At 71.0% G+C, this 25,135-nt stretch carries 23 protein-coding genes; 4 read left to right on the plus strand and 19 right to left on the minus strand.

All coding sequences use genetic code 11. The features are described from left to right. Window positions 1-232: 232 nt before the first annotated feature. On the minus strand, window positions 233-484 hold the full coding sequence (locus ABT118_RS12165) for a WhiB family transcriptional regulator (protein ID WP_014138019.1): 252 nt from the start codon (window positions 482-484) through the stop codon (window positions 233-235). 351 nt (window positions 485-835) lie between these two features. After that, the gene (locus ABT118_RS12170; RefSeq protein WP_350662265.1) at window positions 836-1,804 is read right to left on the minus strand and encodes a diacylglycerol/lipid kinase family protein; all 969 of its coding nucleotides are present in this window, start codon (window positions 1,802-1,804) and stop codon (window positions 836-838) included. Between the two features lie 51 nt (window positions 1,805-1,855). On the opposite strand from ABT118_RS12170, the gene ABT118_RS12175 reads away from it, so the two are divergent. Continuing rightward, window positions 1,856-2,272: a hypothetical protein gene (locus ABT118_RS12175; RefSeq protein ID WP_350662283.1), complete on the plus strand. Its 417-nt coding sequence runs from the start codon at window positions 1,856-1,858 to the stop codon at window positions 2,270-2,272. A 25-nt stretch (window positions 2,273-2,297) separates the two neighbouring features. Here the strand turns inward: ABT118_RS12175 and ABT118_RS12180 are convergent, their stop codons facing one another. From ABT118_RS12180 to sodN, 4 genes are all read right to left on the minus strand, one after another. After that, window positions 2,298-3,170 carry an RNA polymerase sigma factor SigF gene (locus ABT118_RS12180; RefSeq protein WP_350665259.1) on the minus strand — a complete coding sequence of 291 codons (873 nt, stop codon included), beginning with the start codon at window positions 3,168-3,170 and terminating at the stop codon, window positions 2,298-2,300. 271 nt (window positions 3,171-3,441) lie between these two features. After that, the gene (locus ABT118_RS12185) at window positions 3,442-3,855 is read right to left on the minus strand and encodes an ATP-binding protein (protein ID WP_350662293.1); all 414 of its coding nucleotides are present in this window, start codon (window positions 3,853-3,855) and stop codon (window positions 3,442-3,444) included. 248 nt (window positions 3,856-4,103) lie between these two features. Beyond that, window positions 4,104-4,580: a GNAT family N-acetyltransferase gene (locus ABT118_RS12190; protein ID WP_350662313.1), complete on the minus strand. Its 477-nt coding sequence runs from the start codon at window positions 4,578-4,580 to the stop codon at window positions 4,104-4,106. 105 nt (window positions 4,581-4,685) lie between these two features. Further along, window positions 4,686-5,081, minus strand: coding sequence for a superoxide dismutase, Ni (gene sodN / locus ABT118_RS12195; RefSeq protein ID WP_350662348.1), 396 nt, complete (start codon window positions 5,079-5,081; stop codon window positions 4,686-4,688). Window positions 5,082-5,169: 88 nt separating this feature from the next. Here sodN and sodX point away from each other — a divergent pair, with 88 nt between their 5' ends. Further along, window positions 5,170-5,532, plus strand: coding sequence for a nickel-type superoxide dismutase maturation protease (sodX, locus tag ABT118_RS12200; RefSeq protein ID WP_350662371.1), 363 nt, complete (start codon window positions 5,170-5,172; stop codon window positions 5,530-5,532). 7 nt (window positions 5,533-5,539) lie between these two features. Here the strand turns inward: sodX and ABT118_RS12205 are convergent, their stop codons facing one another. The 5 genes from ABT118_RS12205 to ABT118_RS12225 form a co-directional block, all read right to left on the minus strand. Continuing rightward, window positions 5,540-6,124, minus strand: a complete 585-nt coding sequence (locus ABT118_RS12205; protein WP_350662385.1) for a CGNR zinc finger domain-containing protein — start codon at window positions 6,122-6,124, stop codon at window positions 5,540-5,542. Window positions 6,125-6,248: 124 nt separating this feature from the next. Then, window positions 6,249-7,001 carry an amino acid ABC transporter ATP-binding protein gene (locus ABT118_RS12210; protein WP_350665281.1) on the minus strand — a complete coding sequence of 251 codons (753 nt, stop codon included), beginning with the start codon at window positions 6,999-7,001 and terminating at the stop codon, window positions 6,249-6,251. A gap of 35 nt (window positions 7,002-7,036) precedes the next feature. After that, the gene (locus ABT118_RS12215; RefSeq protein WP_350662412.1) at window positions 7,037-7,957 is read right to left on the minus strand and encodes an amino acid ABC transporter permease; all 921 of its coding nucleotides are present in this window, start codon (window positions 7,955-7,957) and stop codon (window positions 7,037-7,039) included. Between the two features lie 94 nt (window positions 7,958-8,051). Continuing rightward, on the minus strand, window positions 8,052-8,975 hold the full coding sequence (locus ABT118_RS12220) for an ABC transporter substrate-binding protein (protein ID WP_350662430.1): 924 nt from the start codon (window positions 8,973-8,975) through the stop codon (window positions 8,052-8,054). Between the two features lie 261 nt (window positions 8,976-9,236). Continuing rightward, complete coding sequence (locus ABT118_RS12225; protein ID WP_350662440.1) at window positions 9,237-10,157, minus strand: ABC transporter substrate-binding protein; 921 nt, start codon at window positions 10,155-10,157, stop codon at window positions 9,237-9,239. 663 nt (window positions 10,158-10,820) lie between these two features. Between ABT118_RS12225 and ABT118_RS12230 the strand changes: the two genes are divergently transcribed. Continuing rightward, window positions 10,821-12,017: an NAD(P)-dependent malic enzyme gene (locus ABT118_RS12230; protein WP_350662452.1), complete on the plus strand. Its 1,197-nt coding sequence runs from the start codon at window positions 10,821-10,823 to the stop codon at window positions 12,015-12,017. A 151-nt stretch (window positions 12,018-12,168) separates the two neighbouring features. Continuing rightward, window positions 12,169-13,131, plus strand: a complete 963-nt coding sequence (locus ABT118_RS12235) for a zinc-binding dehydrogenase (RefSeq protein WP_350662464.1) — start codon at window positions 12,169-12,171, stop codon at window positions 13,129-13,131. Window positions 13,132-13,183: 52 nt separating this feature from the next. On the opposite strand, the gene ABT118_RS12240 is transcribed toward ABT118_RS12235, so the two are convergent. From ABT118_RS12240 to ABT118_RS12275, 8 genes are all read right to left on the minus strand, one after another. Beyond that, window positions 13,184-14,206 (minus strand): PadR family transcriptional regulator, encoded by a 1,023-nt coding sequence (locus ABT118_RS12240; RefSeq protein WP_350662479.1) that lies wholly within the window; start codon window positions 14,204-14,206, stop codon window positions 13,184-13,186. Between the two features lies 1 nt (window position 14,207). After that, the gene (locus ABT118_RS12245; RefSeq protein ID WP_350662493.1) at window positions 14,208-15,110 is read right to left on the minus strand and encodes a DUF4097 family beta strand repeat-containing protein; all 903 of its coding nucleotides are present in this window, start codon (window positions 15,108-15,110) and stop codon (window positions 14,208-14,210) included. A 180-nt stretch (window positions 15,111-15,290) separates the two neighbouring features. Further along, entirely contained in the window at window positions 15,291-15,470 is a 180-nt protein-coding gene (locus ABT118_RS12250) for a DUF6104 family protein (protein ID WP_350662506.1), read from the minus strand. Between the two features lie 54 nt (window positions 15,471-15,524). Then, entirely contained in the window at window positions 15,525-17,141 is a 1,617-nt protein-coding gene (locus ABT118_RS12255; protein WP_350662531.1) for a serine/threonine-protein kinase, read from the minus strand. Window positions 17,142-17,237: 96 nt separating this feature from the next. Continuing rightward, window positions 17,238-18,830 carry a serine/threonine-protein kinase gene (locus ABT118_RS12260; protein ID WP_350662555.1) on the minus strand — a complete coding sequence of 531 codons (1,593 nt, stop codon included), beginning with the start codon at window positions 18,828-18,830 and terminating at the stop codon, window positions 17,238-17,240. A gap of 137 nt (window positions 18,831-18,967) precedes the next feature. Further along, a complete protein-coding gene (locus ABT118_RS12265; protein ID WP_350662575.1) occupies window positions 18,968-22,714 on the minus strand; it encodes a multifunctional oxoglutarate decarboxylase/oxoglutarate dehydrogenase thiamine pyrophosphate-binding subunit/dihydrolipoyllysine-residue succinyltransferase subunit in 3,747 nt (1,248 codons plus the stop codon). Window positions 22,715-22,937: 223 nt separating this feature from the next. Next, entirely contained in the window at window positions 22,938-24,149 is a 1,212-nt protein-coding gene (locus tag ABT118_RS12270) for a sensor histidine kinase (protein ID WP_350662592.1), read from the minus strand. 84 nt (window positions 24,150-24,233) lie between these two features. Continuing rightward, window positions 24,234-24,968: a response regulator transcription factor gene (locus ABT118_RS12275; protein ID WP_350662621.1), complete on the minus strand. Its 735-nt coding sequence runs from the start codon at window positions 24,966-24,968 to the stop codon at window positions 24,234-24,236. Between the last annotated feature and the right edge of the window lie 167 nt (window positions 24,969-25,135).

A 25,135-nucleotide genomic window follows, 5' to 3' on the forward strand; every position in this document is an offset into this window, starting at 1 on the left:
GGGGTGGGTCGACAGGGCCTCTCAACCCGTTCCGGCCGTCGGGGGGAGTCGGCCGGAACGGGGGCTCTTTGGTGTTGCACGGCGCTCGCCTCACGTGTTGCACACGGTGAGCGCCACAGCTCCACGATATTGCTCTCAGTGAACACTAGCAAGTGTCCGTGCCGCGGAAGGCTCGGCCGAACTTGCGGCCAAGCCCTTGATCATGGGTTGATCAGGCGGTGCTGACGGATTGTCAGGCGGTGCGGGCCCGGTTGCGGGCGGCGCGGCGCTTCATCGCACGACGCTCGTCCTCGCTCATGCCGCCCCAGACGCCGGCGTCCTGGCCGGTCTCCAGTGCCCACTGCAGGCACTGCTCCATGACGGGGCAGCGGCGGCACACGGCCTTGGCTTCCTCGATCTGCAGCAGAGCAGGACCGGTGTTCCCGATCGGGAAGAACAGCTCCGGGTCCTCTTCGCGACAGACAGCGCGGTGGCGCCAGTCCATGTTCGTCCAACTCCTCCGGTCGGCAGGCTGTGGCCCGGCCGACGCAATCGATGGTGGCTTGTGAATGTGAACGCTTTCACGAATCCCGCAACAGCAAAAGGGACCAAAGGCCCATGAGGCCCGGGTGGTCTGTGCAGAAGTGGGGTTCGGGCGGATCAAGGGAACTGTCGCGGTATGTCCCGCTGCGACGTGTCCCGATCGCCATGTAGAGGTTCGCAAACCTCGGGCTCGGATACAACCCCCTTCGGCTAGGAATTTTTGATTCTTCGGTGTCGCCTAGCTCACAGCCCGTACTTCTATGGGGTGAAGGGGGCTTGTGCGTTCGAGAAGAAGGGCAAGGGCCCCTTCTGGTCACACAATCACACGCAGTGCCCGCCGAACGCCTGTGAAACTGACGCGACTCCTGTCTCCAAGGTGGTCCCCGTCGACCTGAAACGGGGCCGGTTCCTGTGAAACCAAGGTGAAGTGTCGGACGTCGTGATAGGAGACGAGGTGCTTGCCCGTAGGGCCGACCGGCCCTGCGGCGCCGTCCGCAGGCGTGTGCGAGCGCAGAATCTGACGCACCGTTCGAGCCGTGCCGAACGCGGTCATTCGAGTGATGCCGAAGATGTCGAGGTCCCGGTCGAAGGACGCCGAAGGGGAGGGAAAGACCGGCCGGTTGCCCAGGAACGTCCACGGCGAGGTGTTGGAGATTATCGCCAGCACCAGTCCCGGCACGGATTCCTGGCCGTTCAGCTCCAGCGTGATGGGGCCGTTTCTGCGGTGCTCACGCTCCGTGAGGTAGTGCCGCAGCGCCTGGCTCACGTAGAGCCCGTGGGTCGACTTCCGCCCGGCCCTCCGCTGGGCCTCCACCCGGCCCACCACACCGGCGTCGAAGCCCAGTCCGGCGGTGAAGGTGAACCAGCGGTCCGGCAGGCCCTCGGTCATCGCCTTGCCCAGGCTGACCGCCCGCTCACGCCGGTGCTCCAACGCGTCCAGGAGTGCGCCGGTCGCCTCCACCGGGTCGTTCGGCAGACCGAGGGTGCGGGCGAACACATTGGTCGAGCCGCCGGGGACCACGGCCAGCCGGGGCACCCGATCGGACGGGCCGTGCGCGAGCAGGCCGTTGACGATCTCGTTCACGGTGCCGTCGCCGCCGAGCGAGACCACCAGGTCGAGCCCGCGCTCGGCGGCGTCCTGGGCCAGGTCGCGGGCGTGGCCGCGGTACTCGGTGTGGGCGACCTCAAGGGCGAGATCGCTGCGCAGGGCGTGGGTGAGCACGTCGCGGGTGCGTCCACTCGTGGTGGTCGCCTTCGGGTTCACGACCAGGAGAGCGCGCATGGCGCTCAGCCTACGGGTCGGTGCTCCGGGCCCTGCGGCTACCCTGCTGGAGTGACCGCAGAATCCATCACCCCCAGCCCTGCCCGGCCCACCGCGCTGCTCGTCGGCGCCGCGATCACCGCGCTGCAGGGCGCGGCCCTGGCCGGCTGGGGTCTCTACGACATCGTGGCCGGCTTCTTCTGGGACTCCCCGGCGCTCGGCCGGAGTGAGCTCGGCGGAGTGATCCTGTTGCTGATGGGGGCGCTCCCGCTACTGGCGGGGCGTGCGCTGCTCAAGGCGCGCCGGTGGGGGCGCAGCCCGGCCGTGCTGACCAACTCGATCTGCCTGCCGGTGGCGTACTTCATGTGGCAGAACGGCGGCGCCATGCAGGTGGCCGGCGTGGCGGTGGGCCTGCTCGGCCTGGTCGGGATCGGCTCGCTGCTGAACCCGAAGGTGACCGGGGTGCTCTACGCGCCGTCCGGCGAGTAGCGCACCCCGGTCACCCAGGCGGAGGTCACTCCTCGACGAGGAGCTTCTCCCGGAGCTGGGCCAGCGTGCGGGCCAGCAGCCGGGAGACGTGCATCTGGGAGATGCCCACCTCGGCCGCGATCTGCGACTGGGTCATGTTCCGGAAGAACCGGAGCACCAGGATCTTCTGCTCCCGGGGCGGGAGTTGGGCCAGCAGCGGCTTGAGCGACTCCCGGTACTCGACCCCCTCCAGCGCGAGGTCGGTGGAGCCCAGGGTGTCCGCGACGGCGGGCGACTCGTCGTCGCTGTCCGGCACGTCCAGCGAGAGGGTGGAGTAGGCGTTCGCCGACTCCAGGCCCTCCAGCACGTCCTCCTCGGAGATGCCGAGGTGCTCCGCCAGCTCGTGCACGGTGGGGGAGCGGCCGTGCCGCTGGGAGAGCTCGCTGGTCGCCGTGGTGAGCGAGAGCCGCAGTTCCTGGAGCCGGCGCGGCACCCGGACCGCCCAGCCCTTGTCCCGGAAGTGCCGCTTGATCTCGCCCACGATGGTCGGGGTGGCGTAGGTGGAGAACTCGACCCCGCGCTCGTGGTCGAAGCGGTCCACCGACTTGATCAGGCCGATGGTGGCGACCTGGGTCAGGTCGTCCAGCGGCTCGCCGCGGTTGCGGAACCGCCGGGCCAGGTGCTCGACCAGCGGGATGTGCATCCGGACCAGCTGGTTGCGCAGCTCGACCCGCTCGGGCGATCCCTCGGCCAGCCCGGCCAGCTTGACGAACAGCGCCCGCGCGGCCTCCCGGTCCGGCGCGCCGGAGCGGTGCACCTGGACGGGGACCGCGGGGCGCACCTCCTCGGCACCGGCCGCAGCCGGCGGCTGCTCCGGCGTCGGCGACGGATCGGTCGGCGGATCGGTCGGCTGGCTCATCCGATGGGTGTCCTTCGGGTGCACGTTGGCGGTGTCGGTTCGGGCAAGGTGCGGGGAGGTGGCGCCCGCCTGGGGCGGCAGCGTCACCTCGGCGGTGGCGGCCGGGCTTCCGGCAACGCCTGTGCGGTCGAGATCACTCACGGCGGTCACCCGTTCCGTTCCGGGAGCACTTCACATGGGGTGTACCGCGGGGCGGTACGGGGGAGCCGTACGCGCGGCACACGGGGTGCCGGGCGTACGGCTGCACGGGCGGGCCTCGCACCGGCGGTTCTCACACCGGTGCCGGTGCTCCGCCGCGCTTCTTGTGCAGGCTGATGCTCACCGTCTTGTCGGCGGCCACCGAGGACTCCACCTCGCCGGCCAGTGCGGAGAGCACCGTCCAGGCGAAGGTGTCCCGCTCGGGGGCCCGGCCGTCCGTGGTCGGAGCCGAGACGGTGACCCGCAGCGAGTCGCCGACCAGCCGGAACTCGCAGCAGAGTACGGAGCCGGGCACCGCCTGCTGGAGCAGGATGGCGCAGGCCTCGTCCACCGCGATCCGGAGATCCTCGATCTCGTCCAGGGTGAAGTCCAACCGGGCCGCGAGGCCGGCGGTCGCCGTTCGCAGTACCGAGAGGTACGCCCCTGCCGCGGGCAGCCGGACTTCGACGAAGTCCTTCACACCGGGATCGCCGTCGATCTGGGACACCCTCACCTCCTGGGTGACGCAAGGTGCTTGCGGCTCGGGAGCCGCGGCACTTCCTGTTGCTCGGTTCAACTGCTTCGCCCCAACTGTCCAGAGGGGTGGTGCGGTACGTACCGGTCATACCCATACGGGAGAGGTCGGAACGCCGCGCATCCGCCCGTGACGTTACCGCTATCCACCGACGCTTGTCGCGATCCAGGACCACCGTCACGGGAACGAGCTAACGTGTTCGAACTCCGGCGACCGGTGCGCTACTCGGCGCCGAGGGCGGACAGTGCGTCGTCGGTCAGCCGGAAGACCGACCAGCCGTCCATCGGGACGGCGCCGATCGAGCGGTAGAAACCGATCGAGGGCTCGTTCCAGTCGAGTACGGACCACTCCATCCGGGAGTAGCCGCGCCGGACGCAGATCCGGGCCAGCTCGGTCAGCAGTGCCTTGCCGTGGCCGCCGCCGCGTGCGCTCGGGCGGACGTAGAGGTCCTCCAGGTACACCCCGTGGGTGCCGCGCCAGGTGGAGAAGTTCCGGAACCAGAGCGCGAAGCCGACCGGCTCGCCGGTCCCGTCGTCCTCGGCGATCAGGCCGAAGACGGCCGGGTTCGCCCCGAACAGGACCTCGTGCAGCTGTTCCAGGGTGGCGACGGCCTCCTGCGGGGCCTTCTCGTAGTCGGCCAGCTCGCGGATCAGGTCGAGGATCAGGGGGACGTCGGAGGGTTCGGCGGTGCGGATCATACGGCGAGCCTACTTGGGCGCCCCGGCAGACCGGAAAGGCCTTTCGGGAACGCGTGTGCCCGGCCGCTCGGTGAGCGGCCGGGCACAGGAGCGTGGGCTCCGGGATCAGGCAGCGGCCTTCTTGGTCTCCCAGAAGATGCTGTCGATCTCGGCGATCAGGTCCAGCAGCGCCTGGCCGGTGGCCGGGTCGGTGGACGCCTTGGCGGCCGAGGCGGCCTTGCCCGCGTTGTTGAACAGCTCGTGCAGCTGCGGGTACTTCTCGAAGTGCGGGGCCTTGAAGTAGTCGGTGTGCAGCACCGAGAGGTGGTGCTTGACCAGCTCGGCCCGCTCCTCCTTGATGCCGATGGCCCGGGCCCGGAACACCGGGTCCTCGTTGGCCTGGTACTTCTCCTGAGTGGCCTTCACCGACTCGGCCTCGATGCGGGCCTGGGCCGGGTCGTACACGCCGCAGGGCAGGTCGCAGTGGGCGTGCGCGGTGACGCGCGAAGCAAACAGACGCATGGGAGTCCTTCCTTAGATCGTCTTCCCGCGCCTGAGATTACCCTCAGAGCCTGGGTTCGGGTGCGCGGAGGGGTGAGTCGCGGTGCGGATGACGGGTCGACAGCAGGGCGGCGGGCTGGTGCCGTTCGGCGTGGCCGCGGTGGCGGGGCCGTCGATGCGGCCGCGGCTGCGGGACGGTGAGCTGGTGCTGGTCCGGTACGGGGTCAGGGTGCGGCCGGAGGCGGTGGTGCTGTTCAGGCACCCCGTCCGGCCGGAGCTGCTGGTGCTCAAGCGGGCGGCCGAGCGGCGGCCGGACGGGTGGTGGATGCTCTCCGACAACCAGGGCGTGCGCAGCGACAGTCGCGAGTACGGGCCGGTGGCCGACGAGTTGGTACTGGGTCAGGTCGTGTGCCGACTGTGGCCGCGCCCGGGCCGGCTGGGCCCGTACCGGCCGATCGATCTGGAGCTCTGACGACCGCTCAGGCCGCCGGGGCGGCCCGGCGGGCCTCCTCGCGCTTGCGGGCGCGGTAGGCGGCGACGTTGGCGCGGGTGGCGCAGCGGTCGGAGCAGTAGCGGCGGGAGCGGTTGGTGGAGGTGTCCAGGTACGCGTTCCGGCAGGGGGCGGCCTGGCAGATGCCGAGCCGGTCGGCGCCCAGCTCGGTCAGGTGGATGGCCAGGCCCATGCAGGCGACCGCGGTGAAGTTGGCGGTGGCGGTGGGGGCGTTGTCGGCCAGGTGCAGGTGCCAGCGCGGCCGCCCGGCGTCGTCCAGGTAGTCGTGGCCGGAGACCACCGGGCTGACCGGGTACTCGATCATCAGGCTGTTCAGCAGGTCGACCCCGCGGATCTCGTCCCCCTCGGCGGCGGCCTCGAAGACCCCGCGCAGCCTGGTCCGGACCGCCCGCAGCCGGGGCAGGTCGGACTCGTCGGCCAGCCCGGCGGCCTGGGCCGAGGGCCCGAACAGCGCGCGGACCGCCTCGACCGAGGTCAGCGCGTCGGTGCCGCGCTCGGGCTCCTCGCTGTTCACCAGCCGAACGGCGAAGTTGGCGTACGCGGCGAGCTCCACAGGGGGTCCTTCCAGGGCAGGGCGTAACGGGTGAGCTGCCCCCAGGGTATTACCTCCGGCCCCCGGCGGAAACGCGCAGGCGCCCGCACGGTCCGGAGACCGTACGGGCGCCTGCGCGGTGGGGTCAGAGCACCTTGGAGAGGAAGGCCCTGGTCCGCTCGTGCTGCGGGTTGGTGAGCACCTCGCGCGGGTGGCCGGACTCGACCACCACGCCGCCGTCCATGAAGACCAGCGCGTCGCCGACCTCGCGGGCGAAGCCCATCTCGTGGGTGACGACGATCATCGTCATGCCCTCCCGGGCCAGGTCGCGCATGACGTCGAGGACGTCGCCGACCAGCTCGGGGTCGAGCGCCGAGGTGGGCTCGTCGAAGAGCATCAGCTTGGGCTTCATGGCGAGCGCCCGGGCAATCGCCACCCGCTGCTGCTGGCCACCGGAGAGCTGGGACGGGTAGCTGGCGGCCTTGTCGGCCAGGCCGACCCGCTCCAGCAGGGCCATCGCCCGCTGCCTGGCATCGGCCCGGCTCTCGCCCTTGACCTGCACCGGGGCCTCGATGATGTTCTGCATCGCGGTCATGTGCGGGAAGAGGTTGAAGCGCTGGAACACCATGCCGATGTCCTGGCGCTTGACCGCGACCTCACGGTCCTTCAGCTCGTACAGCCGGTCGCCCTTCTGGCGGTAGCCGACGAGTTCGCCGTCCACCGAGAGGAAGCCGCCGTTGATCTTCTCCAGGTGGTTGATGCAGCGGAGGAAGGTGGACTTGCCGGAACCGGACGGGCCGATCAGGCAGAACACCTCGCCCTGCTTGACCTCCAGGTCGATGCCCTTGAGCACCTCGACCTGTCCGTACGACTTCCGGACGCCCTCGGCCTTGACCATCGGGTGCTCGGGCCGGTCCTGTTTGGTCAGCTCGGTCATGAGAAGTTACCTCCGCCGTGCACCCCGGGGTTGACCACCGGCGGGGCCGGCGGGGTGTGCCGGCCCTGGAACAGAGCCCTTATCCGCTGGATCGGGGTCGGCGGCAGGGCCCGGTTGCTGCCCCGTGCGTAGTACCGCTCGACGTAGTACTGGCCGACGGTCAGCACCGAGGTCAGGAAGAGGTACCAGAGGCTGACCGTGATCAGCAGCGGGATGGTCTCGAAGGTGCGCGAGTAGATGTTCTGGCCGGCCCGGAAGAGCTCCTCCAGGGCGATCACCGAGACCAGCGAGGTGGTCTTGAGCATCGAGATGGTCTCGTTGCCGGTGGGCGGGATGATCACGCGCATCGCCTGCGGGAGCACGATCCGGCGCATGGTGGTGAACCGGCTCATACCCAGCGCGTGCGAGGCCTCGGCCTGGCCCTCGTCCACCGACTGGATGCCGCCGCGGACGATCTCGGCCATGTAGGCGGCCTCGTTCAGGCCGAGGCCGAGCAGTGCCGCGGTGAAGACCGGGATCAGCGTGTTGGTCGACCCGGACCAGAACTCGGGGCCGAACGGGATGCCGATCGACAGCGTCGGCCAGAGCGCGCCGAGGAAGTTCCAGAACACCAGCTGGACCAGGACCGGGGTGCCCCGGAAGATCCAGATGTAGAGCCAGGCCACGCCGGAGAGCAGCGGGTTCGGCGAGAGCCGCATGACGGCCAGCAGCACGCCGCCGACCAGGCCCATCACCATCGAGAGCGCGGTCAGCTCCAGCGTGACGACCAGGCCGTTGGTGATGCTGGAGTCGAAGAGGTACTTGCCGACGACATCCCATTGGAATGCCTTGTTGTAGAACAGGGCGTGGAGCAGCATCGCGATGAGTACCACGATGACGACGGCTCCGGCCCAGCGTCCGGGGTGACGGACCGGCACGGCCTTGATGCTTTCGGGCCGTGCCGGCTGCTTCGTCACCCCCTGGTCGGGAGAGTTCACAGGGGACCTTCGGGGAGTGAGGTCTGACGACAGGTCAGCTGGTGGCGCCGTTGATCACGGACTTGTCGACCGCACCGGCCTCGACGCCCCACTTCGACAGGATCGACTTGTAGGTGCCGTCCGCGATCAGCGCGGTGATGGCGCCCTGGACCGCCTTGGTCAGGTCCGAGCCCTTGGCCACCACGACGCCGTACGGCGCGCTGTCGGTGGTGCCGCCGAGCTTCTCCAGCTGGCCGTTGGTCTGCTTGATCGCGTAGTCGATGACCGGGGAGTCGGCCAGCATGACCTGGTCGCGGCCGGAGACCAGCGCGGTGGTCACGTCGGTCTGGAGGTCGAACTTGTCGCCGTCGTTCGGGACGGTGGCCTTGCCCGCCTTGGTGCAGGCCGGGTTGATGGTGTCCTTGACCGCGTCGGCCTGGGTGGTGCCGGTCTGGACGGCCACCTTCTTGCCGCAGTAGTCGTCGGCCGCGACCTTCTCCGGGTTGCCCTTCTTCACGGCGGCGGAGGTGCCGGCGGTGAAGTAGGTGACCATGTCGACGGTCGCCTCGCGCTCCTTGGTGTCCGTGAAGGAGCTCATGCCGAGGGCGAACTTCTTCGCGGAGATGCCCGGGATGATCGCGGTGAACGGGGAGTTCTGGACGTCGGCGGTCAGGCCGAGCTTCTGCGCGATGGCGTTGGCCAGGTCGACGTCCATGCCGACGATGGTGCCCTTGTCGTCCTTGAACTCGTTCGGCGCGTAGGACGCGTCGACCGCGACCACCAGCTTGCCGCCCGACTTCACGTCGGCCGGCACGAGGGCGGCCAGCGAGGCATCGGCGGTGACGGCCTTGACGGATCCACTCGGGCTCGCGGCGCCGCTGGGCGAGGAGCTGCTGCCGCACGCGGTGAGCAGCAGGGACCCGGTCGCGAGGACGGCACCGGCGGCGAAGAGGCGGGTGCGCGGGTTACGGACGGTCATGGGGGGAGTCTCCTCCTGTGGGAGAGGCTGGGCGGAGCGCGCCGCGGGGGCGGCGTACGGGTGCCGGGGCTGTCGCCACCCTCCGCCGAGGTGGGCTGAAGCGATCCGAGTTGGTGGGAATCCTGCCATCAGGGGTCAGGGATCGGGCCACTATTCAGATCAAAATCGGATAACGGGGGGCCGGAGTGTCCGCTATCCGGACTAATCCCGTGTCCCTGTCACTCCGTGTATAAGTATGCAGACCGGAGGGGTGCGGGCCGGTCAGAACCCGCCGTTGGCAACCGCGTTCTGCGCCGCCCCGGCCGTCACGTTCCACTTGGTCAGGATCTTGTCGTACTCGCCGCTGCGGATCACCCGGTTGAGGGCCTTGAGCAGCGCGTCGCGCAGGGCAGGGTTGTCCTTCGGCACCGCGATCCCGTACGGGCCGGGCTGCAGCTGGGCGCTGGCCACCTGGAAGGTCTTGCCGCCGTCCCGCTGCTGGGCCACGTAGGCGGCCACCGGGAAGTCGTTCAGGTCCGCGTCCGCGCGCCCGGCTGCCAGCTCGGCCAGCGCGAGGTCGTCGTTGTCGAAGAGCTTCACCTTGAGCGGCTTCCCGGCCTTGGTGCAGGCGACGGTCTGGCGGTCGATCACGTCCGCCTGGGTGGTGCCGCGTTGCAGGGCGACGGTGTGCCCGCACAGGTCGTCCAGGTCCGAGATGGACTTCGGGTTGCCCTTGCGGACCAGGATCGAGGTCCCGGCGATGAAGTAGTCGACGAAGTCCACGCCCGGGCCGGTCTGCTTGCCCGAGTCGTCGGTGCCCTCCCGGCGCTGGCGGTTGTCGCTCATCGCGGACATCACCACGTCGTACTGCTTGTCGTGCAGGCCGGGGAGCAGTTTGTCGAAGGTGGTGTCGACGAACTCGATCCGCAGGCCGAGCTCCTTGCCGACCGCCGCGGCGATCTCCGGGTCGAGGCCGGTCTCCTCGCCGTTCGCGTCCCGGAACTCCACCGGTGCGTAGTTCAGGTCCGAACCGATCCGCAGAACGCCGGCCGCCCTGATACCGGCCGGTACGAGGGAGTGCAGTTCGTCCGCGGAGTTCTGCTGCTTCTGCTCGCCGCCGCACGCGGTGAGAAGGAGCGACCCCGCTGCCACGACCGCACCGCAGCGGCCGATCTGACGAGGTATGAGGGTGATGCGCTGCATGGCGAAGCTCCTCCTGTGGGAGAGGTGGTGCCCGTGCCACCGGGCCTTGCGCGGGTCTGCGACGGGACCGGAGGGGTCGCGCTCGCGTGTCGCGCGGACGGTCCTGGTCGGTGGCCGGAACAGGGATCCTGCCATCCCGCCCTGCCGGGGCGGGTCTCGGATGTGTCAGAATCGGGTATCGGGTGACCCCCGATCAGAACTCAGACCGCCAGGTCCCGACAGGCCTGGGGCGCGCAGAACCGGAAGTCGACGACGCCGACTCCGGATTCGAGGCGCCAGCTCCCCTCCGTGTCTGGTGTTCACTCCTGCGGGTGTGCGTGCATGATCGCCGTTGTTCGGTGCAGGGCTTCTGGAACTTCCGAAACCAGAGGTCGTCAACTGTCCGACCAGGGGATGACATGCGCGTTAAAAGGACAAAAAGGCATAGGTGCGATGCCTGAGTCCGACCTAGGCTCATGGTCCGGTACCGACCGGACGATGCCCTGGCAGACCGGAAGCACAACGCAGCGACACCCAAAAAACCCTCACCCGAGGGCGTTGCCCGACGGCAGTGCCCCGACCCCCTCCGGGTCCGCCACGGCGGTCCCGGGTTTTTCGGTATTCCCGGAGCGGGTCGAACGTCCGTCGGAACGCGCTCTCGCTGATCATGACGAAGAGGTCATCGTGGCAGCGGAGATCATCCACAGCAGCACTCAAGACACCGACGACCCCGTCGACGCCGTGTTCGCGCTCCACCGCGGCGGCAAGATGGAGATCCGGGCGACGGTGCCGGTGCGCGACGCGGACGACCTGTCCCTCGCCTACACCCCCGGTGTCGCCAAGGTCTGCACGGCCATCGCCGAGCAGCCCGAGCTGGTCAACGACTACACCTGGAAGTCCAACGTGGTCGCCGTCGTGACCGACGGCACCGCCGTGCTCGGGCTCGGCGACATCGGCCCGGAGGCCTCGCTGCCCGTCATGGAGGGCAAGGCCATCCTGTTCAAGCAGTTCGGCGGCGTGGACGCGGTGCCGATCGCGCTGGCCTGCACCGGGGTCGACGAGATCGTCGAGACCGTGGTCCGGCTGGCGCCCTCCTTCGGCGGCGTCAACCTGGAGGACATCTCCGCCCCCCGCTGCTTCGAGATCGAGCGCCGGCTCCAGGACGCCCTGGACATCCCGATCTTCCACGACGACCAGCACGGCACCGCGATCGTCTCCACCGCCGCGCTGTGGAACGCCGCCAAGGTCACCGGCCGGGAGATCGGCTCGCTCCGCGCGGTCATCTCCGGCGCCGGCGCGGCCGGCATCGCGATCGCCAAGATGCTGGTCGCGGCCGGCATCGGCGACGTGTCCGTCTGCGACCGCCGCGGTGTGGTGTACGAGGGCCGGGGCGACCTGACCGACGTCAAGGCCGAGATCGCCGCCGTCACCAACAAGGCCGGGCTCAAGGGCTCGCTGGCCGACGCGCTGGCCGGGGCGGACGTCTTCATCGGCGTCTCCGGCGGCACCGTCCCCGAGGACGTCGTCGCCACCATGGCCGAGGGCTGCTTCATCTTCGCGATGGCCAACCCGAACCCGGAGATCCACCCGGAGGTCGCGCACCGCTACGCCGCCGTGGTGGCCACCGGGCGGTCCGACTTCCCGAACCAGATCAACAACGTGCTGGCCTTCCCCGGCATCTTCGCCGGCGCCCTCCAGGTCCGGGCCACCCGGATCACCGAGGGGATGAAGCTGGCCGCCGCCGAGGCGCTGGCCGCCGTGGTCGCCGACGAGCTGACCCCGCAGAAGGTGATCCCCTCGCCGTTCGACGAGCGGGTCGCGCCGGCGGTCACCAAGGCGGTCGCCGAGGCGGCCCGCCGCGAGGGCGTCGCCCGCCTGTAGGCAGGACCCTGCCGACGGTCCAGGGGCCCGGGGAACGGTGACGACGCCAGGCGGCGTCGCGGTTCTCCGGGCCCCTGTCGGCTGTCGAGAGGTCGGCGTCACACCGATGGGTGGTTCCGGTTAGCGGTGGTTCACCGCTATCGTCCGGGGCATGTTCGCCGCCTACGCAGCCCGTATCGATGCCGAGGACCCGCTCAGCGCACTGGAGTTGGGCGAGCTGCCCGAGCCCGTGGCCAGGTCGGGGTGGAGCGTGGTGACGGTCAAGGCCGCCACCCTGAACCACCACGACCTCTGGTCGCTGCGCGGGGTGGGGCTGCCGGCCGAGCGGCTGCCGATGATCCTGGGCTGTGACGCCGCCGGCGTCGACGAGCACGGCAACGAGGTGGTGATCCACTCGGTGATCGGCCAGAGCGGCCACGGCGTCGGCCCGGACGAGCCCCGGTCGATCCTGACCGAGCGCTACCAGGGCACGTTCGCCGAGCGGGTGGCCGTCCCGACCTGGAACCTGCTGCCGAAGCCGGCCGAGCTCTCCTTCGCCGAGGCCGCCTGCCTGCCCACCGCCTGGCTGACGGCGTACCGGATGCTGTTCACCAAGGCGGCGGCCCGGCCCGGCCAGACCGTGCTGGTGCAGGGGGCGGGCGGGGGAGTGGCCACCGCGCTGATCGTCCTGGGCAAGGCGGCCGGCCTGCGGGTCTGGGTCACCGGCCGGGACGAGGCCAAGCGGGACCGCGCGCTCCGGCTGGGTGCCGACGCCGCCTTCGAGAGCGGGGCCCGGCTGCCCGAGCGGGTCGACGCGGTGATGGAGACGGTCGGCGCGGCCACCTGGTCCCACTCGGTCAAGGCGCTCAGGCCCGGCGGCAGCATCGTCATCTCCGGCGCCACCTCGGGCCCGAGCCCGAAGGCCGCCGAGCTGAACCGGATCTTCTTCCTCGAACTCAACGTCCAGGGCTCCACCATGGGCACCAAGGACGAGCTCGCCGCCCTGCTCGCCCTCTGCGCCAACTCCGGCATCCGCCCGGTGGTCGACACCGTGCTGCCCCTCACCGAGGCCAGGGACGCCTTCGCCCGGCTGGCCGAGGGGGACGTCTTCGGCAAGCTGGTCCTGACGCCGTGACAGCCGGGAGGGGCGGTACCGGTGAGACCGGTACCGCCCCTCACCTGGCGTCCTAGCGGCCCAGGGTGCGGTGCAGCTGCTCGGCCGCCGCGGCCAGCACGGCCTGGGCGGAGCCGAGCCGGGCGGGCGTCACGCCGCCGTCGCGGGCGGCGTCGCGGACCTGGTCGCGGAAGCGGTCGAGCAGGCGCTCCAGCTCGCGGGCCGGGTCGGCGGCGGGGTCGGTGGTGGCCCACTCGGGCAGGTCGGCCGGAGGCTTGTCGAGGTCGATCCGGTCCAGTCGGACCTCCTCGGCCCCGCCGTCGGCGGGCGCGTCGGCCGGGCGGCCCCACTTGGCGTCGGCCAGGCCGGAGAGCGAGCGGGTGAGCTCGGAGAGCCCCTCGGCCAGGCCGGCCGTCCAGTCGCCGCCGGCCGCGGCCTCCTTGACCTGCTGCTCGATCCGGCGCTTGATCCGCAGCGCCTCCTGCTGGGCGGCGGTCCTGGACGCCTTGGCCTCGGCGCGCAGGCGGCGGGCCTCGTCCTCGGCCGCCTTGGCCTTCTGCTTGGCGGCCCGCTCCTGCTCCTTGGCGCGCTTCGCCTGCTCCTTGGCCTGGAGCTTGAACTGGGTGAACTCGTCCTTGGCGCGCTGCCAGGACTCCTTGTCCCCCCAGGGGCCGGCCCAGGGGTCGGAGCCGTCCTCGGACCTGGGGCGCGGGGCCTCCTTGGCCGCCCCCCAGATCTCGGCCCGCAGGTCCTGGGCGCTGTCCCGGACGTCCTCCCGGATCGCCCCGGCGAGCTGGGCCACGGAGTCCCGGATCTCCACCTCGAGCTCGGCCAACTCGCTCTGACGGGTCGACAGCTCGGTGCGTCCGGCCTCGGTGAGCCGGTAGACCTTGCGCCCGCCCTCGGTGCTGTGGGCGACCAGGCCCTCCTGCTCCAGCTTGGCCAGCCGGGGGTACACGGTGCCGGCCGAGGGCGCGTACAGGCCCTGGAAGCGCTCCTCCAGCAGGCGGATCACCTCGTAGCCGTGCCGGGGCGACTCGTCCAGCAGCTTGAGCAGGTAGAGGCGGAGGCGGCCGTGGCCGAAGACGGGGGTCATGTCAGCTCTCCTGGGTGGTGGGGTCGGTGGGGGCGGCCGGGAGTTCCTTGACCAGGTCGATCCGGTCGGACTCGGCCTCCGGGCGGCGGAGCACGGTCACGGCGCCGGAGACGGTGGTGACCTGGAGCCGGCCGGTGCCGGAGCCCAGCTGGCCGGAGAGCTTCTTGGTGCCCCAGCTGCCGCCGACCTTCAACTCCTCGAAGGTGCTGGAGAGTTCGCCGCCGGTGCTGCCCGCCTCGACCTTGGCGTCGGTCTGCGAGGGCAGCCGGACGGCGACCGCGCCGCTGACCGTGGTGACGTGCAGGTCGGTCGGAGTGGTGGTGTCCAGGTCCAGGGTGACCGAGCCGCTGACCGACTTGGCGAGCAGCTTGTCGGCGGTGCCGGCGACCACGGTGACGTGCCCGGAGACGGTGTTGACCCGGAGCTCCCCGGCCACCGACTGGGCGTTCACGTCGCCGGTGACGGTGTTGACGTCGGTCCGGCCGATCAGGCCGACCAGGGTGGTCTCGCCGCTGGCGCCGTGTACGGCGACCGGCCCGGCGATGCCGGAGACGGTGGTGGCGGCGGAGACCGAGCCGACCTTGACGTCGGAGCCGGCCGGCACGCTCAGCGAGACCACGGCGCGGCGCTTGCGGCGCAGCCCGCCGAAGAAGCTCTTCACCGTCTCCAGCGACTTGACCGACTCGGCCAGCTCGCTCCAGGCGAGGTCCTGGTAGGTGACCGTCAGGACGCCGTTCTCCAGCGTGACCTGCAGCGGCTCGCCCTCCAGCTCGGTGACCTCCAGCCGGGCCGGGCCCTCGCCGGCGACCACGTTCACGGCTCCGGCGACCACGCGCACATGCAGCGTGCCGACCGGCTCGTCCAGGGTGATCCTGTCAGGCTCGCTGACCGTCCACTTGCCCATGATGTGTCCCGCCTCCCGTTGTCGGATACGCGATGTATCGCGTCTCCCCTGAACAACACGATATATCGCGTGGAGGCGAAGTCAAGGAGGTCTCGGGGGAACCTCAGGGTCACTCAGGGAAAGCCGAGGGCCCGGAGGCGGTCGCCTCCGGGCCCTCGGGCCGCTCCTGCGGGTGCTGCGTCAGTCCTCGTCCTCGTCGTCGAGCCTGGCCAGCCAGGTGGCCAGCCGCTCCACCGGGATCTCGAAGTCCGGGTTCAGGTCGACGAACTCGCGCAGGCGCTCGGCCAGCCACTCGAAGGTGACCTCCTCGTCGCCGCGCCGGCTCGTCAGCTCCTCGATGCCGCGGTCGGTGAAGTACACGGTGTGCTCCGGGTCGGTTGGGGTGTGACCGGCCCAGGATAGTCCGGCGGGTGATCAGCCCTGGTGCCGGTAGTAGCCGAGCGAGACCTCCACCGGCCCGCCGTCCGGATTCGTGCCGATCACCCGGACGATCGCCAGGTCGTGGGTGCTCCGCTCGCGGACGCAGAAGTACCGCCCGGCCGGCACGTCGTCGAACCGCAGTGCCGTCACCGGCTGCTGGTCGATGCCCGCCGCGCACTGCTCCGGGGTGGGCTGCTGCTCCTCCTCGGCGATGAAGGCGTCACTGTCCTCGGTGAGGTAGAACTCGTCCGAGCTGTGCCCCAGGAACCAGGTGGCCCCCTGACTCGGGATCACCTTGCCGAGCTTGAGGTCGAAGTCGTACCGGCCGTCGGGGGAGAGCAGCTCCCGGTCGGTGTACTCGGCGGCGTACCCGCCCGGGCCGGAGCCGCCGGACTTCGCGCCGGAGTTTTTGACCCAGAGCACGCCGCCCACCGTGCCGCCGACGGCCAGCAGCAGGACCGCCGCCAGCCCGGCCTTCCAGCGGCCGGTCCGCCGCGCCCCGGCCGGGGCGGCCTGGGTGGCCGGAGCGGTCTGCGGCTCCTCGGCGGGGGTCAGCAGTCGGGTCGCCGGCTCCTCGGCCGGGGCGAGGAGCCTGGTCGGGGCCGGGGCGTCGATCAGGGCGGTCGGGGCCTCGGCCGAGGACAGCGGCTCGTCGTCCGGGCCGGACAGCAGCTCGGCCGGCGGGAGCTCGGAGCGGCGGGCGATCTCGGCGGTGATCCCGCCGGGCAGCCAGTCGGCGAAGAGCAGCTGCCCGCCCAGGGCCGGGTGGCTGCGGGCCGCCTCGATGATCTCAGCGGGCGTCGGACGCTGCTCCGGCTGCTTGGCCAGGCAGCGCAGCAGCAGCTCCTGCAACTCGCCCGGGACCCGGCTGAGATCCGGCTCCTCGTGCACCACCCGGTAGAGCACCGCGGTGTCCGGGCCGTCGCCGAACGGCACCACGCCCCCGGCCACGTACGCACCCAGCGCACCCAGGGCGAAGACGTCGGTCGCGGCGCCGACCTCGGTGCCCCGGGCCTGCTCGGGGGCCATGAAGGCGGGGGAGCCGATCCGGATCCCGGTGCGGGTGAGCGCGTCGGCGTCGGTGGCCAGCGCGATGCCGAAGTCGATCACGCGCGGACCGTCGCCCGTGACCAGGACGTTGGAGGGCTTGAGGTCCCGGTGCACCACCTCGACCCCGTGGATCGCCTGCAGCGCCTCGGCGATGCCGGCCAGCAGCAGCAGGACCGTCCGCACCGGCAGCGCGCCGTGCTGCTGCACCACCTGCTGGAGCGAGGGCCCGGGCACGTACGAGGTGGCCAGCCACGGGGTCCGGCCGGCCGTGCCGGAGTCGATCACCTGGGCGGTGTAGAGCCCGTGGATCCGCTGGGCGCTGGCCACCTCCTGGGCGAACCGCCGCTGGAACTGCGGCTCCTCGGCGAGCTCGGGCCGCACCACCTTCAGCGCCACCGCCCGGCCGCCCGGGGTGTACGACAGGTAGACCCGCCCCATCCCGCCCTCGCCCAGCCGGGCGTACAACCGGTAGCCGCCGACCTGGCGCGGGTCGGTGCGCTCCAGCGGCAGGAAGACCGGCGGCCGGGCCGGGGCGGAGTCGGGCAGCGGGGCGGCGGTCATGTGCGGAGATCCCCCAGAACAGGCAGAGCGGTGGGCCCGCCCGGCAGGCTGTCCCCGGGCTCCCGCATGCTATCGGCCCGGGGCGGCGGGCCGGGGTCAGCCCTGGTAACGGTAGTAGCTCAGCGCGCAGGTGGCCCGGCCGTCGCTGTCGCCCAGCTTCAGCACCCGCAGCACCGCCACCGAACCGGTCGCCCGGGACCGGACGCAGAACGAGCGGTCGGGCGGCACCTGGTCGAACTTGACCGACCCGGCGGCGGGTTCGCTCTCCACTCCGAGCGCGCAGGCCTGGGCACCGAGCCGGTCCTTGCCCCGGCCCACGAAGACGTCCGACTCGCCGCGCACCCGGAACTCGGGGCCGGCGGTGCCGACGCTCCAGGACGACTCGCCGGACGGCACCACCCTGCCGTCGTCGAGGTCGAACTCGTAGTCGCCGGCCGGCGGGATGGTGAGCTCCCGGTCGCGGTAGACCGTGGTGTACGGGCCGGTGTCCTCCGACTCCGGCCAGAACGCGATACCCGCCGCGACCACGGCGGCCAGCGCCAGCCCGCCCGCGAGCAGCCTCCCGCCCCTCGACCGGACGGCCGGAGCGGTCGGGGCCGGCGGTGGAGCGGTCGGCAGGACGGGCGGCGGACCGAAGGCGCCGAGCGGCGGCGCGACCGGCCGGGGCGGTGCGGCGAGTGCGGCGGCGGGCGGCGCGGTGGCCGGGGCGGTCGGGGTCCGTACCGCGCTCGGGGTCGGGGTCGGCACCGCGGCCGGGCGGGGCGGCACGGTCGGCGGCGGCGGCCGCAGCAGCTCGACCCGGCGGGCGATCTCCATCGTCACCGGGTCCGGCAGCCAGTTCTCGGTGAACCTCAACTCGCCGTCCAGCAGCGGGTGTTCTCTGGCGGCCCGGATCAGCTCGGCCGGCCGGGGCCGGTTGCCGGGCTGCTTGGACAGGCAGGCGGCGAGCAACGGCCGCAGGCTGTCCGGCACTTGACCGAGATCGGGCTCCTCGTGCACCACCCGGTAGAGCACCGCGGTGTCCGGGCCGTCGCCGAACGGCATGGTCCCGCTGAGCACGTACGCGGCCAGCGCGCCGAGCGCGAAGACGTCGGTGGCCGGGGTCACCGGCAGGCCGCGGATCTGCTCGGGCGCCATGAACGGCGGCGAGCCGATCATCGAGCCCGAGTCGGTCAGCACGGTGGAGTCGGCGGCCCTGGCGATGCCGAAGTCGATCACCCGGGGCCCGTCGGCGGCCATCAGCACATTGGCGGGCTTGAGGTCCCGGTGCACCACCTCGACCCCGTGGATCGCCTGCAGCGCCTCGGCGATCCCGCCGAGCAGCAGCAGCACGGTGCGCACCGGCAGCGGCCCGTACTCCCGCACCACCTGCTGGAGCGAGGGCCCCGCCACGTACGAGGTGGCCAGCCAGGGGGTCTCGTCGTCCACCCCCGCGTCGATCACCAGCGCGGTGTACAGGCCGTGGATCCGCCGGGCGTTGGCCACCTCGTGCCGGAACCGGCGGCGGAACTCCGGGTCGGCCGCGAACTTCCGCCGCACCACCTTGACCGCCACCGGCCGCCCGCCCGGGGTGTACGACAGATAGACCCGCCCCATCCCGCCGGCCCCGAGCAGGCCCGCCAACCGGTACTTGCCGACCTGGCGCGGGTCGTCCGCGGAGAGCGGCTGGAACACCGAATCCGTGGTCATCCGAACTCTCCCCCGAAGAATTGCTCAGCAGTGGGACGAACATACGGCAGCACCGGGCGACTTGGGACGGGAACGACCACGGGCCCCGTACTCCGCCGAAGCGGGGTACGGGGCCCGTGGGCACCGACGACGGGGCGTCAGATGATGAAGATCTCGTCCAGCAGGCCCTGCTGCTCGGCGGCGTGCCGCTTGGCCGAGCCGACCGCCGGGGCGGACGAGGCGGTGCGGGCGACCCGGCGCAGGCGGGCGGCGCCCGCGCTGCGGCCGATCACGACCTGGAGGTGGTCCACCAGGTTCATCGCGATGAACGGCCAGGCACCCTGGTTGGCCGGCTCCTCCTGGGCCCAGACGAACTGGACGTCGTCGCCGTACTTGGCCAGCTCCTCCTGGAGCTCGGCCACCGGCAGCGGGTAGAGCCGCTCGACCCGGACGATCGCGGTGTCGGTGACCCCGCGCTCGGTACGGGCCGCCTCGACGTCGTAGTAGAACTTGCCCGCGGTGATGACCACCTTGCGCACGTTCGCCGGGTCGACGGTGGTGTCACCGATGACCGGACGGAACGAGCCCGAGGTGAACTCCGACGCCGCACTCGCCGCCGCCTTCAGACGCAGCATCGACTTCGGGGTGAAGACGATCAGCGGCTTGTGGTGCGGGTTGTGCGCCTGCCAGCGCAGCAGGTGGAAGTAGTTCGACGGCAGGGTCGGCATCGCGACCGTCATGTTGTCCTGCGCGCACATCTGCAGGAAGCGCTCCGGACGCGCGGACGAGTGGTCCGGGCCCTGGCCCTCGTAGCCGTGCGGCAGCAGCAGGGTGACGCCGGAGTGCTGGCCCCACTTCTGCTCGGCGGAGGCGATGTACTCGTCCACCATGGTCTGCGCGCCGTTGACGAAGTCGCCGAACTGCGCCTCCCACATGACCAGCGCGTTCGGGCGGGTCAGCGAGTAGCCGTACTCGAAGCCCATCGCCGCGTACTCCGACAGGAAGCTGTCGTAGACGGAGTAGCGGGCCTGGTCCTCGGTCAGGTACAGCAGCGGGGTGTAGTCCTCGCCGGTGACCCGGTCGATCAGCACCGCGTGGCGCTGGCCGAAGGTGCCGCGACGGCTGTCCTGGCCGGCCAGCCGGACCGGGTGGCCCTCCATCAGCAGCGAGCCGATGGCGAGCGTCTCGCCCATGGCCCAGTCGATGGTGTTGTCGTCGACCGAGGCGGTGCGGCGCTGGAGCTGCGGCAGCAGGCGCGGGTGCACCGTCAGCCACTCCGGCAGGTTGCTCTGCGAGGCGGCGATCCGCTTGACCATCTCGGCGGAGATGCCGGTCTGGATGCTGACCGGGAAGTCCGCCTGCGGCTTGCCGTTGGAGGCCGGGGACTGCGCCGAGGCCGCGTCGCGGACCTCGGAGAAGACCTTCTCCAGCTGGCCCTGGAAGTCCTGGAGCGCCTGCTCCGCCTCTTCCATGGTGATGTCGCCGCGACCGATCAGACCCTCGGTGTAGAGCTTGCGCACCGAGCGCTTCTTGTCGATCAGGTCGTACATCAGCGGCTGGGTGAACGACGGGTTGTCGGCCTCGTTGTGACCGCGGCGGCGGTAGCAGATGAGGTCGATCACGACGTCCTTGTGGAACTCCTGCCGGAACTCGAAGGCGAGCCGCGCGACGCGGACCACGGCCTCCGGGTCGTCGCCGTTCACGTGGAAGATCGGCGCCTCGATCATCCGCGCCACGTCGGTGCAGTACATCGACGAGCGGCTGCTGGCCGGGGCGGCGGTGAAGCCGACCTGGTTGTTGACCACCAGGTGGATGGTGCCACCGGTGCGGTAGCCGCGCAGCTGCGACATGTTCAGCGTCTCCGCGACGACGCCCTGGCCGGCGAAGGCCGCGTCACCGTGGATCTGGATCGGCAGCACCGGGAAGGTGGTGCCGCCCTGGTCCAGCACGTCCTGCTTGGCCCGGACGATGCCCTCGACCACCGGGTCGACGGCCTCCAGGTGCGAGGGGTTGGCGGCCAGCGAGACCTTGATGGTCTCCCCGTCCAGACCGGTGAAGGTCCCCTCGGAGCCCAGGTGGTACTTCACGTCGCCGGAGCCGTGCATCGACTTCGGGTCGAGGTTGCCCTCGAACTCGCCGAAGATCTTGCCGTACGGCTTGCCGACGATGTTCGCCAGCACGTTCAGCCGGCCGCGGTGGGCCATGCCGATGACGGCCTCGTCGAGGCGGTGCTCGGCCGCCGCGTCGATGGTCGCGTCCAGCAGCGGGATGAGCGACTCGCCGCCCTCCAGCGAGAAGCGCTTCTGACCGACGTACTTCGTCTGCAGGAAGGTCTCGAACGCCTCGGCCGAGTTCAGCCGGCGCAGGATGCGCAGCTGCTCCTCGCGCTCCGGCTTGGTGTACGGCTTCTCCAGGCGCTGCTGCAGCCACTTGCGCTGGGTCGGGTCCTGGATGTGCATGTACTCGATGCCGACGGTGCGGCAGTACGTGTTGCGCAGCAGGCCGAGGATGTCGCGGAGCTTCATCATCTTGTGGCCGCCGAAGCCGCCGACCGCGAACTCGCGCTCCAGGTCCCACAGCGTCAGCCCGTGCTGGACCACGTCCAGGTCGGGGTGCTTGCGCTGCTTGTACTCCAGCGGGTCGGTGTCGGCCATCAGGTGGCCGCGGACCCGGTAGGAGTGGATCAGCTCCATGACGCGCGCGGTCTTGTTGACCTCGTCGTCGTGGGTGGTGGCGACGTCGGTGGCCCAGCGGACCGGCTCGTACGGGATCCGGAGCGACTCGAAGACGTCGTCGTAGAAGTTGTGCTCGCCCAGCAGCAGCTGGTGGATCGTGCGCAGGAACTCGCCCGACGCCGCACCCTGGATGACCCGGTGGTCGTAGGTCGAGGTGAGCGTCATGATCTTGGAGATGCCCAGCTTGGCCAGGGTGTCCGGGGACGAGCCCTGGAACTCGGCCGGGTACTCCATCGCGCCGACGCCGACGATGGTGCCCTGGTTCTGCATCAGGCGCGGCACGGAGTGCACGGTGCCGATGCCGCCCGGGTTGGTCAGCGAGACGGTGACGCCGGTGAAGTCGTCCATCGTCAGCTTGTTGGCGCGGGCCCGGCGGACGATGTCCTCGTAGGCCTGCCAGAAACCGAGGAAGTCGAGCGTCTCGGCCTTCTTGATGGCCGCGACGACCAGCTGGCGGTCGCCGTTCGGCTTCACCAGGTCGATGGCGAGGCCGAGGTTCACGTGCTCGGGCTTCACCAGGTAGGACTTGCCGTCCTCCACCTTGTAGCTGTAGTTCATCGCCGGGCTGGCCTTGATGGCCTGGACCAGGGCGTAACCGATCAGGTGGGTGAAGGAGACCTTGCCGCCACGGGCGCGCTGCAGGTGGTTGTTGATGACGATGCGGTTGTCGATCAACAGCTTCGCCGGCACGGCGCGGACCGACGTGGCGGTCGGCACCTCCAGCGAGGCGTCCATGTTGGTGGCGACGGCCTTGGCCGGGCCACGCAGCACGATCAGCTCAGGACCGGCCGCAGCGGCGGGCGCGGGGGCGGCCGGGGCCGCCTTCGGCGCGGGCGGCGCGGCCGGAGCCGCTGCCAGTGGCGCAGGCGCCGGCTGAACCGGCGCGGCCACGGGGGCAGCGGCCGGTGCAGCGGGGGCGGGCGCCGCCTGAACAGCAGCAGGGGCAGGGGCGGCAACGGCGGTCGGCGTGGGGCCGACCTGGGTCGCGGCCTGGGTCACTGGAGTCACCTCGGTACCGGGCTTGTAGTCGGCGAAAAAGTCCCACCAGGCTCGGTCAACCGAGTTCGGATCCTGGAGGTACTGCTGGTAGATCTCGTCGACGAGCCACTCGTTGGGGCCGAAGCCAGTGGAGCTTGCCGAGCTGACGGGGGTTTCAGGGTGTGGCGACACGGGGCAACCGCCCTCTTCCGCTTCCTTTTGGGATGGTGGACAGCGGGGATTAAGGCTACGCCTACGATCACTGATCGCGCAGTCCCCCTGGGCCAGGCGTCGCCCAGATCACAGTGCCGACCGGTACTTTGGCCGAAATTGTGCGTTAGAAAGTTCCAACGACGGGGAAGCGATCGCCTCCCAAGTCGGTGGAAATCCCCTCAAAGAAGGACATTACCGCAGGTCAGTGCTGCCGTGCCGGATCTGATGGAGTCCCCGCCGCAGGAATGTCCCAGTTCGGTGACAACTCCTGTTCGGACGGTACCCCGCCGGGCAGCGTGACCACGATTCGGCACCCCCGGGCGGTCTCCGCCACCCCGATCCGGCCGCCGTGCAGATCGACCGCCCAGCGCGCGATGGCGAGGCCGAGGCCGGTGCCGCCGTCGCTGCCGGGGCCCATCGCGGTGGCGGAGCCGCTGCGGCCGAACCGCTCGAACACCCGCCCGCGGTCCTGCTTGGGGATGCCGGGGCCTTGGTCCTCGACCTCCAGCCGGAGCGCGCCCGGGCCCTCGCCGGCGCTGGCCCGGACGGTCACGGTGCCGCCGGTGGGGGAGTGCTTGCAGGCGTTGTCGACCAGGTTGGCCACCACCTGGTGCAGCCGCTCCGGGTCGGCCACCGCGGCCAGCCCGGGCGGCCGGACCTCCAGCGCCAGCTGCACGTCGTCGCGCCGCCCGTACGCGCCGCCGGCCGTCGCGCCGTCCACGGTCACCCCGCGCAGCACGCCGTCCAGGAACGGCCTGACCTCGAACGGGCGGGCGTCCAGCGGGACCACGCCGTCGTCCAGTTTGGAGAGGTCGAGCAGGTGGCTGACCAGGCGGCCGAGCCGCTCGGTCTGCTCCAGGGCCGCGCCGAGCGTCTTCGGGTTCGGCTGGACCACGCCGTCCACGACGTTCTCCAGCACGGCGCGGAGGGCGGCGATCGGCGTCCGCAGCTCGTGCGAGACGTTGGCGATCAGCTCCCGGCGGTGCCGGTCGGCGGCCTCCAGGTCGCCGGCCATCTTGTTGAAGGTGGCGGCCAGCTCGCCGATCTCGTCGCGGGAGTTGACCTCGACCCGGCTGCTGTAGTCGCCCTCGGCCATCGCCCGGGCGGCGGCGGTCATGTCGCGCAGTGGCGCGGTCAGGCCGTGGGCGAGGAACTGCATGAAGAGCAGGGAGGCGATCATCGAGAAGATCATGATGATCCGGATCTGGGTCTCGGACCGGATCGCGACCACCACCATCAGGCTGGCCAGGAAGACCGAGACGATCACCAGCAGGGTGAGCTTGCCCTTGATCGACCGGACCGGGTCCAGTGGTCTGACATCGGCCCAGAGCCGGCTGGCGGCGCGGCTGGCCAGGCCGCGGCGGGCCGGATCGCCCTCGCCGCGGGAACCGTTGCGTTGCTGTGGAAAGGTCATGTCGCCTCTGCGTCGTCCCCCCGCGGGACTCCTGGGTCGAACGGACGGAGCGTGGGCCCCCCGGTGGCCCGGCTCCGTGCCCGGCTAGGAGAGGGGTGCTTCCAGGGCGTACCCGACGCCGTGGACGGTGCGGATCCAGCTGGCGCCGATCTTCCGGCGCAGTGCCTTGACGTGGCTGTCCACCGTGCGGGTGCCGGAGGCGTCGGTCCAGTCCCAGACCTCGGCCAGCAGCTGCTCGCGGGTGAGCACCGCGCGCGGCTGGGCGGCCAGGCAGGCCAGCAGGTCGAACTCGGTCGGCGTGAGGTGGACGTCACCGCTGCCGATCCGGACCCGGCGCTGCACGTGGTCGATCTCCAGCTCGCCGAAGCGCAGGCTGCCCAGGGCAGGGGTGCGGGCGGCCTGCTGGGCCCGCTCGACCCGGCGCAGCAGCACGTTCACTCTCGCCGCCAGCTCGCGCATCGAGAACGGCTTGGTCATGTAGTCGTCGGCGCCGACCCCGAGGCCGACCAGCAGGTCGGTCTCGTCGTCGCGGGCCGTCAGCATCAGTACCGGCACCGGGCGCTGGGCCTGGATCCGGCGGCACACCTCCAGGCCGTCGAAGCCGGGCAGCATCACGTCCAGCACCACCAGGTCGGGCTGCCAGGTGTGGAAGCCGTCGACCGCACCGGGCCCGTCGTGCGCCACGGCCACCTTGAAGCCCTCGGCGCCGAGCCGGGCCGCGATGGACTCCGCGATGGTGGGTTCGTCCTCGACGACGAGGACTCGTCGCTGAGTGCTCACCGCGCTGCTGTTGATGGGCTCTTGCTGAATGTCTGTCACGGTCACGCCACCGCCCCCAGGGCTGCGGCCCGGCTGTCTGTGGGGACAGCGGGGTCCGCTCGTAGTCGTCTTGTTTCCGTCGGTTCCGGGCCCGTGTCGGGCCCGTCGTGGTCACCCGGACCGTCCGCCGAGGTCTCGGGCTCCGAAGGGGTGCACGGGTGTGGTCC

The organism is Kitasatospora sp. NPDC002040, assembly GCF_040296785.1.
Taxonomy (GTDB): Bacteria; Actinomycetota; Actinomycetes; order Streptomycetales; family Streptomycetaceae; genus Kitasatospora.

Coding starts and splice junctions, on each gene's coding strand:
- ABT118_RS12225 (WP_350662440.1), bottom strand. CDS start 10,157: ATGCAGCGCATCACCCTCATACCTCGTCAGATCGGCCGCTGCGGTGCG.
- ABT118_RS12220 (WP_350662430.1), bottom strand. CDS start 8,975: ATGACCGTCCGTAACCCGCGCACCCGCCTCTTCGCCGCCGGTGCCGTC.
- ABT118_RS12170 (WP_350662265.1), bottom strand. CDS start 1,804: ATGCGCGCTCTCCTGGTCGTGAACCCGAAGGCGACCACCACGAGTGGA.
- sodN (WP_350662348.1), bottom strand. CDS start 5,081: ATGCGTCTGTTTGCTTCGCGCGTCACCGCGCACGCCCACTGCGACCTG.
- ABT118_RS12210 (WP_350665281.1), bottom strand. CDS start 7,001: ATGGTCAAGGCCGAGGGCGTCCGGAAGTCGTACGGACAGGTCGAGGTG.
- ABT118_RS12255 (WP_350662531.1), bottom strand. CDS start 17,141: ATGACCGCCGCCCCGCTGCCCGACTCCGCCCCGGCCCGGCCGCCGGTC.
- ABT118_RS12165 (WP_014138019.1), bottom strand. CDS start 484: ATGGACTGGCGCCACCGCGCTGTCTGTCGCGAAGAGGACCCGGAGCTG.
- ABT118_RS12245 (WP_350662493.1), bottom strand. CDS start 15,110: ATGGGCAAGTGGACGGTCAGCGAGCCTGACAGGATCACCCTGGACGAG.
- sodX (WP_350662371.1), top strand. CDS start 5,170: ATGACGGGTCGACAGCAGGGCGGCGGGCTGGTGCCGTTCGGCGTGGCC.
- ABT118_RS12190 (WP_350662313.1), bottom strand. CDS start 4,580: ATGATCCGCACCGCCGAACCCTCCGACGTCCCCCTGATCCTCGACCTG.
- ABT118_RS12270 (WP_350662592.1), bottom strand. CDS start 24,149: ATGACCTTTCCACAGCAACGCAACGGTTCCCGCGGCGAGGGCGATCCG.
- ABT118_RS12180 (WP_350665259.1), bottom strand. CDS start 3,170: ATGAGCCAGCCGACCGATCCGCCGACCGATCCGTCGCCGACGCCGGAG.
- ABT118_RS12240 (WP_350662479.1), bottom strand. CDS start 14,206: ATGACCCCCGTCTTCGGCCACGGCCGCCTCCGCCTCTACCTGCTCAAG.
- ABT118_RS12260 (WP_350662555.1), bottom strand. CDS start 18,830: ATGACCACGGATTCGGTGTTCCAGCCGCTCTCCGCGGACGACCCGCGC.
- ABT118_RS12235 (WP_350662464.1), top strand. CDS start 12,169: ATGTTCGCCGCCTACGCAGCCCGTATCGATGCCGAGGACCCGCTCAGC.